The 15,960-nt window shown below is 69.0% G+C and carries 19 protein-coding genes; 8 read left to right on the forward strand and 11 right to left on the reverse strand.

Annotated features, from left to right (window positions below):
- Nucleotides 1-17: 17 nt before the first annotated feature.
- On the forward strand, nucleotides 18-881 hold the full coding sequence (locus ATK36_RS27865) for a LysR substrate-binding domain-containing protein (RefSeq protein WP_098514172.1): 864 nt from the start codon (nucleotides 18-20) through the stop codon (nucleotides 879-881).
- Nucleotides 882-1,522: 641 nt separating this feature from the next.
- Complete coding sequence (locus tag ATK36_RS27870) at nucleotides 1,523-1,795, forward strand: WhiB family transcriptional regulator (protein ID WP_098514173.1); 273 nt, start codon at nucleotides 1,523-1,525, stop codon at nucleotides 1,793-1,795.
- 132 nt (nucleotides 1,796-1,927) lie between these two features.
- Here ATK36_RS27870 and ATK36_RS27875 read toward each other — a convergent pair whose 3' ends face one another.
- On the reverse strand, nucleotides 1,928-3,439 hold the full coding sequence (locus ATK36_RS27875; RefSeq protein ID WP_211292086.1) for an MDR family MFS transporter: 1,512 nt from the start codon (nucleotides 3,437-3,439) through the stop codon (nucleotides 1,928-1,930).
- Nucleotides 3,440-3,521: 82 nt separating this feature from the next.
- Nucleotides 3,522-4,139, reverse strand: coding sequence for a TetR/AcrR family transcriptional regulator (locus ATK36_RS27880; RefSeq protein ID WP_098514174.1), 618 nt, complete (start codon nucleotides 4,137-4,139; stop codon nucleotides 3,522-3,524).
- A gap of 394 nt (nucleotides 4,140-4,533) precedes the next feature.
- Here ATK36_RS27880 and dprE2 point away from each other — a divergent pair, with 394 nt between their 5' ends.
- The 4 genes from dprE2 (at nucleotide 4,534) to ATK36_RS27900 (ending at nucleotide 8,106) form a co-directional block, all read left to right on the forward strand.
- Nucleotides 4,534-5,220 (forward strand): decaprenylphospho-beta-D-erythro-pentofuranosid-2-ulose 2-reductase, encoded by a 687-nt coding sequence (gene dprE2 / locus ATK36_RS27885; RefSeq protein ID WP_098515233.1) that lies wholly within the window; start codon nucleotides 4,534-4,536, stop codon nucleotides 5,218-5,220.
- 169 nt (nucleotides 5,221-5,389) lie between these two features.
- Nucleotides 5,390-6,595 carry an LCP family protein gene (locus ATK36_RS27890; protein WP_098514175.1) on the forward strand — a complete coding sequence of 402 codons (1,206 nt, stop codon included), beginning with the start codon at nucleotides 5,390-5,392 and terminating at the stop codon, nucleotides 6,593-6,595.
- A 159-nt stretch (nucleotides 6,596-6,754) separates the two neighbouring features.
- Nucleotides 6,755-7,126, forward strand: coding sequence for a winged helix-turn-helix transcriptional regulator (locus tag ATK36_RS27895; RefSeq protein WP_098514176.1), 372 nt, complete (start codon nucleotides 6,755-6,757; stop codon nucleotides 7,124-7,126).
- A gap of 317 nt (nucleotides 7,127-7,443) precedes the next feature.
- Nucleotides 7,444-8,106, forward strand: a complete 663-nt coding sequence (locus ATK36_RS27900) for a pentapeptide repeat-containing protein (protein ID WP_098514177.1) — start codon at nucleotides 7,444-7,446, stop codon at nucleotides 8,104-8,106.
- 7 nt (nucleotides 8,107-8,113) lie between these two features.
- Here ATK36_RS27900 and amcA read toward each other — a convergent pair whose 3' ends face one another.
- The 8 genes from amcA to ATK36_RS27935 all read right to left on the reverse strand — a co-directional run bounded on the left by amcA (nucleotide 8,114) and on the right by ATK36_RS27935 (nucleotide 11,914).
- On the reverse strand, nucleotides 8,114-8,239 hold the full coding sequence (gene amcA / locus ATK36_RS34310) for a multiple cyclophane-containing RiPP AmcA (protein WP_281259096.1): 126 nt from the start codon (nucleotides 8,237-8,239) through the stop codon (nucleotides 8,114-8,116).
- Nucleotides 8,240-8,243: 4 nt separating this feature from the next.
- Entirely contained in the window at nucleotides 8,244-9,365 is a 1,122-nt protein-coding gene (gene amcB, locus ATK36_RS27905) for a cyclophane-forming radical SAM peptide maturase AmcB (RefSeq protein ID WP_098514178.1), read from the reverse strand.
- Between the two features lie 139 nt (nucleotides 9,366-9,504).
- Nucleotides 9,505-9,783: a hypothetical protein gene (locus ATK36_RS27910; protein WP_141544552.1), complete on the reverse strand. Its 279-nt coding sequence runs from the start codon at nucleotides 9,781-9,783 to the stop codon at nucleotides 9,505-9,507.
- A 359-nt stretch (nucleotides 9,784-10,142) separates the two neighbouring features.
- Nucleotides 10,143-10,496 carry a hypothetical protein gene (locus ATK36_RS27915; protein ID WP_211291970.1) on the reverse strand — a complete coding sequence of 118 codons (354 nt, stop codon included), beginning with the start codon at nucleotides 10,494-10,496 and terminating at the stop codon, nucleotides 10,143-10,145.
- A 33-nt stretch (nucleotides 10,497-10,529) separates the two neighbouring features.
- Complete coding sequence (locus tag ATK36_RS27920; RefSeq protein ID WP_245915249.1) at nucleotides 10,530-10,739, reverse strand: DUF397 domain-containing protein; 210 nt, start codon at nucleotides 10,737-10,739, stop codon at nucleotides 10,530-10,532.
- Nucleotides 10,740-10,767: 28 nt separating this feature from the next.
- A complete protein-coding gene (locus ATK36_RS27925) occupies nucleotides 10,768-11,028 on the reverse strand; it encodes a hypothetical protein (protein ID WP_098514180.1) in 261 nt (86 codons plus the stop codon).
- Entirely contained in the window at nucleotides 11,025-11,321 is a 297-nt protein-coding gene (locus ATK36_RS27930; protein ID WP_141544553.1) for a helix-turn-helix domain-containing protein, read from the reverse strand. The genes ATK36_RS27925 and ATK36_RS27930 overlap by 4 nt, the downstream gene beginning before the upstream one ends.
- A 2-nt stretch (nucleotides 11,322-11,323) precedes the next feature.
- Complete coding sequence (locus tag ATK36_RS27935; RefSeq protein ID WP_141544554.1) at nucleotides 11,324-11,914, reverse strand: hypothetical protein; 591 nt, start codon at nucleotides 11,912-11,914, stop codon at nucleotides 11,324-11,326.
- 639 nt (nucleotides 11,915-12,553) lie between these two features.
- On the opposite strand from ATK36_RS27935, the gene ATK36_RS27940 reads away from it, so the two are divergent.
- Both ATK36_RS27940 and ATK36_RS27945 read left to right on the forward strand, forming a co-directional pair.
- Nucleotides 12,554-13,873, forward strand: a complete 1,320-nt coding sequence (locus ATK36_RS27940; protein WP_479722929.1) for an NsdA family TPR-like regulatory protein — start codon at nucleotides 12,554-12,556, stop codon at nucleotides 13,871-13,873.
- 13 nt (nucleotides 13,874-13,886) lie between these two features.
- Nucleotides 13,887-14,774, forward strand: a complete 888-nt coding sequence (locus ATK36_RS27945; RefSeq protein ID WP_098514183.1) for a phosphotransferase — start codon at nucleotides 13,887-13,889, stop codon at nucleotides 14,772-14,774.
- 231 nt (nucleotides 14,775-15,005) lie between these two features.
- Here ATK36_RS27945 and ATK36_RS27950 read toward each other — a convergent pair whose 3' ends face one another.
- On the reverse strand, nucleotides 15,006-15,797 hold the full coding sequence (locus tag ATK36_RS27950) for an IclR family transcriptional regulator (protein WP_098514184.1): 792 nt from the start codon (nucleotides 15,795-15,797) through the stop codon (nucleotides 15,006-15,008).
- Nucleotides 15,798-15,960 lie beyond the last annotated feature (163 nt).

Below are 15,960 nucleotides of genomic sequence, written 5' to 3' on the forward strand. Positions count from 1 at the left end.
GACGATAAGATGGGTGTGTGCTGGACCCTCGCCTATGCCGTTCCTTCCTCGCGGTCGCGGAGACCCGTAGCTTCACCGCGGCCGCCCGGCGGCTCGGGGTGGGCCAGCCCACGGTGAGCCAGCACATCCGGCGGCTGGAGGACGAAGCGGGCGGGCTGCTGTTCGCCCGGGACACCCATACGGTCGAGCTGACCGCGCGGGGACAGGCGATGCTCGGCTTCGCCCAGACCATTGTGGACACTGAGGAGCGTGCGGCCCGGCACTTCCGCGGAACGCAGGTGCGTGGCCGGGTCCGGTTCGGCGTGTCCGAGGATTTCGCGCTCGGCGAGCTGCCGGAGATCCTGCGCCGGCTGCGGCGGAGTCATCCGCTGGTGGACGTGGAGCTGCACGTGGAGCTGTCCGACGTGCTCGCGCAGCGGCTCGCCGAGGGACGGCTGGACCTGGTGCTGGGCAAGCGCCGGACGGGTGTGCCCGGTCCCGGCCGCCGCCTGCGCCGGGAACCGCTGGTGTGGATCGGCTCCGCGGCCACCACGCTGGTGCCCGGCCAGCCGGTGCCGCTGGTGCAGTACCCGATGCCGTCGGTGACCCGCAGGCTGGCCGTGGAGACGCTGGAACGCGCCGGTCTGGACTGGCGGGCCGCCTGCCTCACCTCCAGCCTGACCGGCCTGCGCGCCGCGGCAGCCGCCGGCCTCGGCGTCACCGTGCACGCCCGCAGCCTCGTCCCGCCCGATCTCACCGAGCTGCCCGCGAGCCTCGGCCTGCCCGACCCGGGCGAGGTCGACTTCGTCCTGCTCTCCCGCGACCCGGCCGAAGGCCCGGTGGCCGCGCTGGCGGAGTTCGTCACCGACCGCCTCGGCGACAGCGGTGTGGCAAGGCTGTGAAGGGCCCCTTCACAGCCCTCAACGACGGTGGCGCCGGACATGCCGAGCGCGGCGGACACGGTGGCGGTCCCGAAGTCGGCCGACCGGTCCGCTGTGTCCCTTTCGGACGGTGACGCACGGGCGAGCCGCAAGGCGGCCTGTCGTACCGCGGCAGGGGGATCGTCGTTGGCCGGCCAGCCCGCGGCCGTCCGGGCGAACGCGTCCACTGCCGCTTCGCGGGCGGGGCCGGGCGAAAACCCGGCCAGGCACAGGAAAGCGACCAGCCGTGGGTAGTCGGCACGGAAGAACTCGTCGAAGCCTGCCATGCGCACCCCCTCCCGGACCGGACCCGCTGAAACAGGTGCGGTGGGGGACCCCCGGGATGTAACGATCGGGTCACGGCACGGTGCGTGCTGCCCTGGCTGCCCTGTGCGGAGGTGTGCATCGGGCAGACCGGTCCCCCGCAGGTGTGACCTGGATCGAAAATCCCCGCGCCGGCGGCCAGTGGTGGTAACTTGGACAGTCGGTCGCCACGCCGCCCCGGTCGCCGGGGCGGGTTCGGCCGAAAGCCACCGAGTGCCACGCGAAGCGGTTTTCGTCGTGCGCCCGGAGAACTCGATTGACCGTGTTCCGACAATGAAGACAGGAGGTGAAACGCGACAATGGAACTGACGACCACCGGCTGGCTCGCCCGCGCGGCGTGCCAGGACGAGGATCCGGAACTGTTCTTCCCGATTTCCGACGTGGGCCCCGGTGCCCGGCAGGTCGCCCAGGCGAAGGCCGTGTGCGCGCGCTGCCCGGTCCGCCAGGCGTGCCTTTCCTACGCCCTCGACAACGGCCTGAGCAACGGTGTCTTCGGGGGAACCACCGAACTGGAGCGGCGAAAGCTGGTCCGCACCACCGCGGGCGCGCCCGCCGGACATCGAGCCGCCTGACCCCCGGCCGGTGACCACTCCCGGCGGCGAAGGCGAAAGCTTCTTTCCCCGGAAACGGATCCGCATCCGGCCCCGGTACGCGTCCGGGCGGCAACCACACGGTTGCCGCCCGGACGTTTTTCGTGCGGTGGCTCAGCCGGCGGCCTCGTCGGCCAGCCGCTCCATCGCGCTGCGGTTGTTCAGCGGCATGTTCCGCAGGAACACCACGGTGAGGATCACCAGCACCGCGGCCGGTGCGCAAATCAGGAACACATCGCTGGTCGCCACGCCGTAGGCCTCGCGGATCACCGTCGCGACCGGACCGGGCAGGGTGGCCAGGTCGGGCACCTTGTCGCCGCCACCGGCGGCCGCGGCCGGACCGAGGTCGCGGGTGATCAGCGAGCTGACCCGGTTGGCCAGCACCGCGCCGAGCGCGCTCACCCCGATCGATCCGCCGAGGCTGCGGAAGAAGGACACCGTCGAGGTCGCCGCGCCCAGATCCGCGGGCGGCACGTCGTTCTGCACCACCAGCAGCAGATTCTGGTTCAGCAGCCCGATCCCGACGCCGAGGACGAACATGTACACGCTCACGGTGAGCACGCTGGTGTGCGCGTCGATCAGCCCGAGCAGCGCCAGGCCGCCGGTCATCAGTGCCCCGCCGGCCACCAGGAACGACTTCCACCGCCCGGTGCGGCTGATGAGCTGCCCGGACACCGTCGAGGACACCAGCAGTCCGAAGATCATCGGCAGGCTCATCAGCCCGGCCACCGTGGGCGATTTGCCGAGGGAGAGCTGGAAGTACTGGGACAGGAACACGGTGCCGCCGAACATCGCCAGCCCGACCAGGAAACTGGCGACGGTGGTCAGGGTGACGGTGCGCTTGCGGAACAGGCTCAGCGGGATCACCGGCTCGGAGACCCGGGATTCGACCCACACCGCGAGCGCGAGCACCAGCAGCCCGGCGGTCACCAGTACCGCGGTCTGCCAGGAACCCCAGGCGAACTGCTTGCCCGCGAGCGAGGACCAGACCAGCAGGGTGGAGACCCCGGCCATGATCAGGAACGCGCCGAGGTAGTCCACCTTCGCCTCACGGCGCACGGTCGGCAGCTGCAGCGTGCGCTGCAGCAACAGGATCGCGGCGAGGGTGAAGGGCACCCCGATGAAGAAGCACCAGCGCCAGCCGAGCCAGGAGGTGTCCACCATGAAGCCGCCGATCAGCGGCCCGGCCACCGTGCCCACCGCGAACACCGCGCCGAACACGCCGGAGAACCTGCCCAGCTCACGGGGCGAGACCATAGCCGCCATGATCACCTGGGCGAGCGCGGTCAGCCCGCCGCCGCCGATGCCCTGCACGATCCGGCTGCCGATGAGCAGCTCGATGTTCGGGGCCAGCCCGGCGATCAGCGAGCCGATCAGGAACAGCCCGAGCGAGATCTGGATCAGCAGCTTCTTGTTGTAGAGATCGGCGAGCTTGCCCCACAGCGGGACGGTGGCGGTCATCGCCAGCAGCTCGGTGGTCACCACCCAGGTGTAGGAGGCCTGCGAGCCATCGAGTTCGGAGATGATCCGCGGCAGCGCGTTGGCCACCACGGTGGAGGCCAGGATGGCCACGAAGATGCCCATCATCAGCCCGGACATCGCCTGCCGCACCTGGCCGCGGCTCATCGCGGCCGGGCTGGGCGGCCGGTCCTGGGAAACGGTCATCACTGTCCCTTTCGGAGTCTTCGGATCGGTCATGCGGGGTTGGTCATGCGGGATCGGTGAGGCTCGTGGCCAGCGCCGCCGCCTCGTCGAACAGCTCCGCCGAGGTGCGGGCACCGTCCATGGCGGACCAGAGCCGGAAAGCGGTGTCGAGGGTGCCGCTGACCAGCGAGAGCACCAGGGCCGGGAACAGGTCGGTCGCCGGGTCGGTCCCGCTGCGCCGGGCGATCGCCGCGACGAGTTCGGCGTTCGACTCCCGGTCGAGGGTCAGCGCGCGCAGGGCGAGCCCGGGATTGGCCATGACGATGCGCAACCGGGCCAGCCATTCCTGTGGATTCTCGTCGATCTCCGTCAGCATCGGCCGGATCGACGCGAGCATCGCGGGGAACGACCCCAGCTCGGCGGGCTGCGCGGCGAACCGCTCCAGTACCTCCTGCGTGCTCTGCTCCCGATCCGCGCGCGGGATCAGCACCGAGTCCTCTTTGGACGCGAAGTAGTTGAAGAAGGTGCGGGTGGAGACCCCGGCCTCGGCGGCGATGTCATCCACCGTCACCTGGTCCAGACCACGTTCGTCGATCAGCCGGATCGCGGTGGTGGCGAGGAGACGGTGGGTCTCGCGCTTCTTGCGCTCGCGCAGTCCGGGGGTGGCGTCGGAGGAGGACATGCGGCCAGGCTAACGCTGATCTTGCATGATCTGCAAACTTGCAGAGTGTGAAGCGAGCCACTCGCGACCTGGCTGAGCCTGGCTGGCAGACTCACCGACCGTGAGTGCAACGGTGCTGATACTCGGCGGACGCAGTGAAATCGGAACCGCGATCGCGGTCCGCCTGGCCCGCGAGGCGGCGGTCACGGGCGGGGTGCCGGAGGTCCCGCGGGATGCGAGTGGTGCGGATTCGGGGAACCTGGGTGCCGGGGCGCGGGGAAACGGCGGACCGGGCCGGGGCGACGGACCGAGTGACGGCGACGGGCCGAACAATGCGTCGCCCGACACCGGCGCCGAGCCTGCCCGGTCCGGAAATTCGCGGCCCGGCGCCGAAACGCCGGACCATGCCACGGGCCTGCCGCGGGTCGGCTCCGGAGGGCGCCGGTTCGTGCTGGCCGCACGGCCGGGGACCGATCTGTCCGATCCGGTGGCGCAGTTGCGGGCCGCCGGGGCGGAGAGCGTGCTGGTCGAGGACTTCGACGCGGACGATCTCGGGTCGCATCGCGGGCTGCTGGAGCGGGTCGTGGCCGCGCACGGGCCGCTGGAGATCGTGGTGCTGGCTTTCGGGGTGCTCGGCGATCAGGCGCGGGCCGAGACCGATGCCGCGCACGCCGCCGCGATCGTGCACACCGATTACGTCGCCCAGGTCTCGGTGCTCACCCACACGGCGGAACTGTTGCGGGCGCAGGGTTCCGGCAGCGTGGTGGTGTTCTCGTCGGTCGCCGGGATCCGGGTGCGGCGGGCGAATTACGTGTACGGCTCGGCGAAGGCGGGGCTCGACGGGTTCGCCTGCGGGCTGGCCGACGCGTTGCACGGCTCCGGGGTGCACCTGCTGCTCGTGCGGCCCGGGTTCGTGGTCGGCCGGATGACCGAGGGGATGTCGCCCGCGCCGTTCTCCAGCACTCCGGGTCAGGTCGCGGACGCCACGGTGGCTGCATTGCGCCGTCGTCGCGGGGTGGTCTGGGTGCCGGCGGTGTTGCGCCCGGTGTTCGCCGTGCTGCGCTTCGTGCCGCGGGCGGTGTGGCGCCGGTTACCCCGCTAGGACTCTTCGTGTCCGCGGCGGCACCGGCTGTCGCGGAGCACGGGAATGCGTTCGGCCGAATGGGCTCCCATCACGTCATTGAGACAGGTTTCTCAGGGTTTTCCCAGCTGGCGCGGCGATCCTCGAAGGAGGGCCGGTCAGGTCCACCGACCAGACGAGGGGAACAGTCGTGCTGCTCACCGCCCGGAGCCGCCGGATCGGCGGCCGAGTCGCGCTGGGGGTGGTGTCGGCGTTGGTGGTAGGGGTCACCGGATACGCGTGGGCGCAGCTGCAGCGGCTCGACGAGGGACTGGTGACTGCCGACGTCATCTCGCCGTCCGGGCAGCTGGCGGGCGAAGCGGGCGCCCCGCTGCCGGTCGCGCAGAACATCCTGCTGGTCGGCCTCGATTCGCGCACCGGCGCGAACGGGCTGCCGCTCCCGCAGAACCTGCTCGACAGCCTGCACGCGGGCAGCGGTGACGACGGCGGGAACACCACCGACACCATGATCGTGGTGCACCTGCCCGCGGGCGGGGCCGCGGCCACCGCGATCTCGATCCCCCGGGATTCCTATGTGGACATTCCGGGATTCGGCCAGCACAAGATCAATTCCGCCTACAGCCGGGCGCGCGCGGCGGCTCGCGGGCAGCTGGCGGCGAGCGGGCAGAGCGGGCCGCAGCTGGAGATGGCGGCGGACGCGGCGGGCGCGAAGTCCGCGATCGGCACCGTGGAGAAGCTGACCGGGCTCACCATCAACCACTACGCCGCGGTCAATCTGGCCGGGTTCGCCGCGCTGAGCCAGGCCGTCGGCGGGGTACAGGTGTGCCTCAACGCGCCGGTCCACGACACCTACTCCGGGGCGGATTTCCCCGCCGGGGAGCAGACCCTCAGCGGCGCGCAGGCGCTCGCCTTCGTGCGCCAGCGGCACGGGTTGCCGAACGGCGACCTCGACCGCATCGCGCGCCAGCAGGCGTTCCTGGCCGGAATGGCGAAGAACGTGCTCGGCTCCGGCACGTTCACCGATCCGGCCCGGCTGTCCTCGCTGATCGACGCGCTGCAGGGTTCGGTGGTGCTCGACCACGGCTGGGACCTGCTGAGCTTCGCCGGCCGGCTGCACGGGCTCAGCACGGGGTCGATCGCGTTCGCCACCATCCCGGTGCAGAGCCTGTCGCTGGCCACCCCGTCCGACGGCGACGCGGTCAAGGTGGATCCGTCGCAGGTCAAGAAGTTCGTGCAGCAGCAGCTCGGCACACCGGGGGTGGCCGCCTCGGGCGGGACCGGCGCGACCTCCGGCGGGGTGCGCCCGATCGCGGAGACGAAGAGCGCGGCACCGTCGTCTTCCGCGACGCCGCAGCAGCAGCCCAAGGCCACGGCCGCCACGGGCTGTGTCAACTGAGACGTTCGGTCGGTGACCCGCCCCGGTTCGGTTGAGCCGGCACGGGTGTGTGGCGGGGTGAGCGCGGAGTTGCCGTGGCTGTTCCCGTGCCGGCATCGCGGTCGATCGCTTGCAGTAGCCGCGGGCTGTTACTCTCCAGGGGAGAGTGAGGAGTTCGCCGTGCTGGGAAATCCGTACGACCGGGACTGCCCGACCCGTCAGCTGCTCGACCGGATCGGGGATCAGTGGACGGTACTGATCGTGGGTGCCCTGCGCGCAGGGCCCCTGCGCTTCACGCAGGTCGGCAAGCGGGTGGAGGGCATTTCGCAGAAGGTGCTGACACAGACCCTGCGCAGCCTGGTCCGCGACGGCATCCTGGTGCGCACCGCGTACCCGGTGATCCCGCCGAAGGTGGAGTACGAGCTGACCCCGCTCGGCCGGGACCTTGCCGAACCCCTCGACATGCTGGACCGCTGGGCGCGCCACCACATGGACCAGGTCACCGCGGCGCGCGCCGCCTTCGATGCGGAGAACGCCTCGGCTTCCGCCTGACCGCCGCCGTCCAGCCGACTCGGCCGCCCACTCCCTCCCCCCCCTGTCACCGTGCCGGCCAAGGCTGTGAAGGGGCCTTTGGCGACCCACCTTCTGTTGACCTACTGTCGTTGGCATGGGTGACGACGACTAGGTTACTGCTGGTCAGGGCGGCGAAGTGACGGCCACAAACCCTCTCAAACCAGGGGAAACGACACGTGTGACAGGTGACGGGGTCGAGCAAACCCCCTCCCCGTGGCCCACGACGGGGCAGGCTGTGCGGCCGTCGTGGGGCGTCCCGGGCTGTGTCACAGACGGGAGCAGATAAGGTTCTTGCCATGCTCGAATTCCGCGATGTCGTCGGCGTGAAAGTGCAGCGACCCTCGATTGATCGAGACGAGCTTGTGCCAGAACAGGCGCATTTCCGAGGTGAATTCGCGTTCGAGCATGTGCATATCAACGGCGGCGACCAGACCGGCGTCAACGGCGAAGGCACGCTCTCCCACGCGCTGGTCACCACGGTCAACCTAGCGGAGGCGCGTCTCGGCTCGCTGTCGCTATCGGACGTCGTGTTGGAAGACACCGACTTGTCGAACGCGGTACTCCAGGAAACGACCGTGCGACGTGTCGAACTCGTCCGCTGCCGTGGCATCGGCGTTCAGCTGTCGCTCGTGCAGGCCACCGACCTTTACGTGCAGGACACCCAGTTCGACTACGCCACCATCCGGATCGCCAAGGTCAAGAACAACGCCGTGTTCTCCGGCTGCTCATTCCGCGAGACGTTGTTCGTCGGCGATCTCTCGAACGTGGTCTTCACCGAGTGCGAATTCACCGGCGCGGAGTTCGAGGCGACTCGCGCGACCGACTGTGATCTACGGGGGTCACGACTGACTGGTCTTCGGGGTCTGCTCTCGCTGCGCGGCGCGAAGATCACCCACGAACAAGCGCTCTCGGTCGCGACCACGATCGCGACCGAGAGCGGGTTCATTGTCACCGACTAACGTCGGCCTACTTCTTGTTCCAGTTGTCCCAGCTGGGACGATTGTCGAACTTCGGACTGTTGTCCCACGTCGGCCGGTTGTCGAACTTGGCCATGCGCACCGGCCGCCAGTGCGTCAGAAGCGGTGCGAGCACAGGTTTACTCGCGCGAATCCGCTCCCGCAGCAACACCGTTCCTTCCGACACCGCGCAACACTCCTTCCAGGAGAGCAATCTTGCTGTTCCGGCAATAGTTGGTCTGTGTCCCGTCGAACCTCCCTTGCTCGAAGTACCGGTTGGCGGGCTGCCCGCCACCGCAGAACTCGAAGTAGGCGCAGCTATCCCGACAGGCCGATAGACCCGCGCTGTACTCCGCGACCCAGGCGCTGTCGGTACCGGAGCGGATCAGATCGTCCAGGCTGGATCGCAGAACGTTGCCGCAGGCGAAGTCACCGAACCTCGGCGAGGAGAACCCAGCCAACTCCGGCGAGATCAACGTGACCGACCCGTCGTAGCCCACGGTCGGCAGCGGATCCACGCCGCCCGCCAACCCTTCCGCCTCGCCATCGGCGCCGTCGCGTAGGACAAAATCGACATAGCCCAAGGCCCGGCTCAGTTCACGAACCGGCACGACCGGGTTGGCCTGCCACGCGTGCGCCAGCGCTGCCCAGAACGAAGTGACCGTGTTCATGTCGTGGGCGTTACTGGCCGCGTTGACGCCCTCCTGCTCCTCCACGTTCACTCCGAGCGACGCCACGCCGGCACCGGCCGCGAACTCATACAGCCGGCGGGCATGGGCGGGCGTGGGGTCGGACACGACGGCGATGATCGAGACATCGAGTCCGTGTTCCTTCAACTTCCGGATGCCACGAACGATCCGGTCATACACAGGCTTACCCGCCCGGTCGACGCGTGCGGCCGTGTCGGCACGAGTGCCGTCGATGCTGACTCCGACGTGGACATTGCGTTCGGTGAAGAACCGGCACCAGCCGTCGTCGACAAGCACCCCGTTCGTCTGCACGCCGTGCGCGACGTCCAGGCCCGCGAAGCAGTCGAACAACGCGCCGAGACGCGCCCGCCCCATCGCGAGTGGTTCACCGCCGTGCCAGCACACCTCCACGGCCTGCGCGCGCGTCCACGGCTCGATCGAGGCCGCGACCGCGCGCGCGACCTCGGTCGACATGGTCAGGTTCCGGCGGCGCAACGGCAGGTAGCAGTACCGGCAATCCAGGTTGCACAGCGTCGTCGGCTGCAGCACGACTGACGTCGTCGCATTGAACATCGGATCGAACCTCCTTCGGATGGCGAAACGATCCGCCAGAGGTCCCCGGCCGGGGGCCGGCCCCTGACGCGTCACGATGGACTCCTCACTCCTCTTTTCTTTGCGTACCAACAACTCCAATCCCTCTGCCCGGAGAGCTTCACTGCGGCGAAGGAGGAACGGGCGGTGAGGGGAAGCAGAGGCCCTGAACGACCGGGGCCATCGCCGGCCGGGTTTGACTTCGCTTCCGGCCGGCGGCGGCGGTCCAGCCCGGCGGCGGAGTGCCCGACGCCAACAGGGCATCGATCCGCCGGACCGCGCCCACCGTCAGCGTCAGCATCACCACCGGCGTGCCATCCGCGCTCAGCGACGGGACCAGCGTCACTGCCGGATCTGCCAGACCCGCGCGGGTCATCGCCTCGCCCAGCACTTCGGCCATCGCGACCGCGTCACGGTAGGCGGCCACTAGGGCAGGTGCCTGCTCGACCGTGGTGGCCTGAAAGGGAATCTCTCCGTCCCAGTTGGGGCCCGTTCAGTTCGTTGTGCGTGTCGTGTTTTCCCATGATGTGGTGGCCTTTCGGGTCGCTCTGCTGTTCACAGGGCGACTCGCGCACACACGACCGGTGATCTTCCCCGGCGCAGCACGGAGCCCCCCGATACTCTGGGCATCGGGGTTGCTCCGGCTTCCCCAGCCGGGCCACCCGCACTTCTTGCGGTTGGACGGGTGGCCCGGCCCTCCTGATCTCTTCTTACTCCCGGTAGGTCTTGAAGATCGATTCGTCTGGTTCGCTTGGCGCGCTAGCGGCTGCGCAACCGGTGCCGCGCTCGATCCGCCGCTAACGGGTCCTCCGATCCGGTCTTGGCCACTACCTCGGACGGGATCTGCCTGCCGGTGAGGCGGTGGTGCAACATGGCGTCGATCGAGTCCCGGACCTGCTCGAACGAGGGCTGACACGCGGGGTTGACCACGACCGTCAGGTCATGCCGGGGAATGGTGATGAACGCGACCGCCACGTCTTCCCGGTTGCACACCTCCTGCACGATCTCCCGCCACAACGCCGGGTCCGGGCCGGCGTGGCTCCACTGGTGATCGAAGATCAGCCACTCTCCGAGCAGCAGCTTGCCGACCACCTCACGCGCCGTTCCCGTCATGTACGGCCTGGCCACCCTGGACATGTCACACCCTCAATCCGTCCGGCGGTCTAGCCGCGCAGTCCCGTGATGAACGCGGCGAACGTGAACCGCGAAACGACCAGCACCGTCCGCACCGCGTCTGCTACCCCGTCCTGTTTTGGTGTCGCGGATGCCGACATAGCCCGGCGCCGTCCCGACCTGCACACACGCGTTCTCCTCGTGGTGCGTCTTCTGCGCTTTCTTCCAGCCGGTGAAGCTCATGCCCTGCTCCCTTCCTCGGGCAGGGCCGTCAACCCCGCGTAGTCGTCGAACTCTCCGTTGTGGACCCCGTCCAGGAACGCGGCCACTCGCGCGCGGTGTACACCAGAACCCGGCCTTCGCCGTTGCGCAGCAACGTGAAATCCCTTCCCTGGTAAGAAATCACGCCCCGGGCAAGATAGTCCCCAGGAGGCCCGTACACGGTCCAGCCGACCTCTCCCGACAGCGCCAACGCTGCGACCTGCCGAATCAACTCGGCGAGACCGTGATGCGTGTCAAGATCGGTCGTCACAGCCCCTCCCTCGCCAGGCCCCGCGCTGCGGACTTCTCGTCACTGCTCGGCGGGTCGGCGACCAGCACGAACCGCAGCGTGTACCCGAGCGCGGCGGCATAGGCGGCCAGATGCCGCACCAACGCGTCCGAGTACAGCTCGCTGCCCAGGTCCATCCGCGACACCTCCGAGTGCGATAGCCCCGCCGACCGGCCGACCTCCCGCTGAGACAACCCGCGCGCCGTCCGCAACTCCGCCCCGACCGCCGCCACATCCGTCATCACCGCGACCCCGCGCACCCAGGTGCCAGTCATCCTCAGCACCGCCCGTCCGTTCGCATCCCGTGCGCGGCCGCGCGCAGGGCACGTTGCACAGCGCCCGCCAGCCCCGGCCCGTGTGCGTCGCTTGGGTCGACCCACCAGGACCACTCGCCCTCAGCCGTCACCGTGGGCGGCAACGCGACCAGCGCGCCGACCGGCAGCAGCGTCACACCGCGCACGCCGTGCAACTCCCACCGCAACCGCGACCCCCGCCGGACCACCAATCGCGCCGAGGTCCGGTCCGGCGCGAGCATCACCGGACACGTCCGGACCACCGAACCCGGCAGCTCCAGCGCCACCGTCACCAGCTCGGCCGGGGCGGTCAGCACGTCGAAGTCCTCACCCGCACGGGCCAGCACCGCATACGGGGCGACCGACCACCACGACCACACCTCCCGCGCGATCCGCAGCGTCCGGCCCGACAACATCGCCGGCGCCAGCCCGTCCACCAGGGTCGGGGTGTGCCCGAGCGTGTAGCGCCGGCCGTTCCACACCGACCCCGGCAGCACGCCCCACCCGTACGCCGGATACTCGATCGCCGCCGCGCGCACCCGGTCACGCTCTGACCTGTTCACTCCGTCCGGCACGTCGACACACCCCGCCGCCATCACCGGCCCTCACCCCCAGCCAGGGCCGACCCGGGTGAGACACGGCGAGACCGGGCACCGCCGTCAGCCCGGCCCCGCCGTGAACTCGGTCCGGCCCCCCGGCGGGGGGCGTCGCGTCGGCGGAGGCAACTGCCGAACGCGGCCCGGGAACGGCCGGAGACTCAGACGCCTGCACGCCCGCCAGCAGGCGAGCAAACACGCGCGACAGGCCGCGCCGACGATGACGCGGTGCGCGCATCCGCTGCTCAACCGACTGCAACGACGCCCGCGCCACCGCGAACCGGCGGCAACTCGCACACACCGACCCCGGACCGGCGGTCATCGGCGCCGAGAAGAACTGAACACCGCACAAGCCCAGGTACACACCCTGCGAGGCCGTCCCCCTCGCCATGACGTCATCGGTCACCGCGTGATCCACCGGCGTTTCCGCCGACCTCACCCACGTGAGGTGCGTCCGGGCATCCGCTGTCATCGTCATACTTAGATCGTCGATCAATTGGCGCGTTGCCAAGAGGGCATTCTGGGGGGCATCGAGCGACGCCCCGGGGCAATCTGAGGGGCGTTCTCGCTGGTCACCGGGGTACACTCGGCGACGCACGCCAGGGAGGGCATCGAGAAGTGGCCACGCCGAACGCGCGACTGCGCGCATTGCGCGAGGCAGCCCCCTCGCGCGCAAGGTCCGGCGAATGCATGACCCGCGCTGAACTTGCCGACGCCGCGAATCTGTATCTCTGGGAGACCCGGAAACAGCGGTTCAACCTGGACGCGGACACCATCAAGCGCTACGAAAGCGGCAGGGTCGGATGGCCCGGCGAGGCGTACCGCGAAGGACTCCGCGCAGCACTTGGCGTCGCAACCGACGCAGACCTGGGATTCGCCCCGACTCGGCGAGGCAATGCCACCTCGGCACCGGCCGCCGTCGCCTTGCCCGTTGCGACCACGGATCTCTACGGACAGGTGGACCTTGGAGTCAGTCCCGCCGAATTCCTCGCGCGAACCTCGGTAGAGACCCCAGTTCCCCAGCGGATCGGCTGGACTGATGTCGAGCACGTCCGGGCGACCACCCGCGCCGTAGCCATGTCGGAAAACCTGTTCGGCGGAGGTCTGTCCTGCGAGGTTGCGACCGGCCAACTCCGCTGGGCTGGCCGACTGATCGACGCTCAAGCACCCAACGACGTACGCAACGCGATGTTCGAGGCAGTAGGAAACCTGAGCGGAGTCGTCGCATACTCCGCCTTCGACATCGCCAACTACGAAGCGGCAGACCGCTGTTTCCAATTCGCCCTGTGGTGCGCCGACCAGGGCAGCTCATGGGCACTCCGGGCAAACACGCTCGCGGAAATGTCACGCAAAGCCGCTTACCTCGGCAACCTGGACGACGCCCTGTCACTCATCGAGTTTGCGCAGGTCCGATCGGACCGCGTATCAGCGACGGCGCGAGCCATGCTGTGGACGATCCGCGCGCGCTTGCTCGCCCTAAGCGGCCGGTCAGACGAGGCGATCTCCGACGTCGACCGGGCCGATACGTACTTTGCAGACCGCGACCCCTCGGTAGACCCGCCGTGGCTGTGCTACTACGACGATGCCGAACACCAAGGCAGTACCGGAAAGGCGCTAATCCCGGTCGCGCAGGAGCGCAAGCGTCCTGACCTGGCAGCGCCCCGGCTGGAAACAGCCATCCGGTTGCAGAGCGCGGACTATCCACGGTCGCGGACGTTCTCCCGGACCCGCCTTGCGGCGCTGATGATGTCGACCGGCGACCCACGCGAAGCCGTATCGATCGGGCGACAAGCGGTTGTCGACGCGGCACCCTTGCGATCTCAGCGCATCGTGAAGGAACTCAACGGCCTGGCACGCGCCTCCGAGCGTCACGCGCGAATCGGTGATGTCGCCGAGCTGCGACAGGATATCGCTCTACTGGCCCTTCCGGGGACCTGAGACGATCGACGACGTGACAGCGAACCTCACGACCGCCGACGGCGTGCTTTCGGCCGCTGCCCGGATCGCTGGCCTGGACGTCACCGGGGCCGACTTGATCCGTGACGGCTCCAACGTGATGTACCGACTCCCCGGCGGGGTGGTCGCGAGGATCGGCCGACCTGGGTCTCAGGACACAGCCGAGCGTGAAGTGCTCGTGTCCCGATGGCTCACCATATCCGGACTGCCAGTCGTACAGGCCCTAGCCAACGTGCCCCAACCCGTCGTCATAGGCGGCCGGCCGGTCACCTGGTGGAAGCTGTTGCCCGCCCACAGGCCAGCAACGCCCGCAGAACTGGGCGCCGTGCTGCGCTCCTTCCACGAGCTACCCGCCCCGGAAGAGCTGAAGCTGCCTGAGCACGACCCGTTCGCCCACCTTGATCAACGCATCACGGACGCCCCCGGCGTGGACGATGGTGACCGTGCATGGCTGCGAGGCCACCTCGCCCAGCTTCGCCAGCGCTACCGGGACCTCATCGCCCCCGGACCAGACGGTGTGATCCACGGCGACGCGTGGCAAGGCAACGTCGCTGTACCTGACTCAGGCCCGCCGATCCTGCTGGACCTGGAGATGGTCTCTCTCGGCCGCCGCGAATGGGATTTGATCCAAATCGCCGTCGACTACACCGACTTCGCCCGGATCAGCCCCGAGGAGTATCGCTCGCTCGTCACCGCGTACGGCGGCTACGACGTAACCACCGCACCCGGCTACCTCACCTTCGCGGACATCCAAGAACTTCGGTGGGTCTGCTTCGCACTCAGCAAGGCAGACGCCCGTCAGGATGCCGCTGATCAAGCACGACACCGAATCGCGTGCCTACGTGGTGATCTACCTCGTCCCTGGAGTTGGGACGCGATCTAGGCGCGTGCCTGCCCTCGAACTCCAGGTCACGAGTGGGTGAGTTGCGGAGTGCTTCCCTTTTTCCGGTGTGCCCTCCCCAGTGGAAGGACGGCCTTATCGAGTGAGACACGGACCGGATAGGTTCGGCGTATGCCCAGGTCACGAGTTGATTAACAATAGAGAGATCGCCTTCACGGACTCAGAGTCCGTGAAGGACCCCTTCACAGCCCTTGCCTCGGTTCACCATGATCGTCAACCTAGAGCTATCGTCGGCCTGGTACGTCCGGTTCGCAGCAGATTCGTCAGGGTATGGGCCTCTTTCAGCAGCAGTGCGCCGAGTTCCGGGCGGCGGTCCGGGCGGAACCGGGATTCCACGCCGGTGAGCGAAAGCGCCCACCCCGGTTCGCCGGACGGGGTGAACACCGCGGCGGCCATGCCCCAGCTGCCCTCCACGACCAGACCCGGGTTCGTCGAGTAGCCGTCCCGGCGGGTGCGGGCCAGCCGGGCGCGGATCTCGGCCGTGCGGTGCGCCGGGCCCCATTCCGCGGCCAAGTCCACTGTGGACAGATAGGCCTCGGCCTCGCGGTCGGGCAGCATGGCCAGCACGACCAGACCGGCCGACACCACGCCGAGCGGGAACCGCGCGCCCTCGTAGAGCACGAAGGACCGGATCGGGAAGTCGCCGTCCTCGCGCAGCAGGCAGATGGTCTCGTCGCCGCGGCGGGCGGAGAAGAAGGCGCTCTCCCCGGTGGCGGCGGCCAGCCGGTGCACGCTCGCGCGGGCCTGCTGGGTCACGTCGTAGCGCGGCGCGGCCGCTTCGCCCAGCAGGTACAGCTCCGGGCCGAGGTGCCAGCGGCCGGTGTGCCGGTCGCGGTCCACATAGCCCTCCTCGGCCAGTGCGGACAACAGCCGGTGCACGGTCGGGCGGGCCAGCCCGCACGAGCGTGCGAGATCCGAGGTCGAAGCGCCGTCGCGCCGGGTGGACAGCGCGCGCAGCACCGTCGAGACACGGCCGACGACGTGGTCCGGAGGAGCCGGGGTCATGCCCCGAGGATACGTCCACTCAGTGAACGTCGGTACCGGGAATGTTCGGTGTACGAGAGCTTTGCCGGGAGTTCCCGCCATGACATTGACGGCTTTCCCGCCTACCATGTGGTATCGCGTTGCGACCATTCAACGAACGAAATGCAACGAACGAAAGGAGCGG

The sequence above is a fragment of the Amycolatopsis sulphurea genome (assembly GCF_002564045.1).
GTDB classification, from domain to species: Bacteria; Actinomycetota; Actinomycetes; order Mycobacteriales; family Pseudonocardiaceae; genus Amycolatopsis; species Amycolatopsis sulphurea.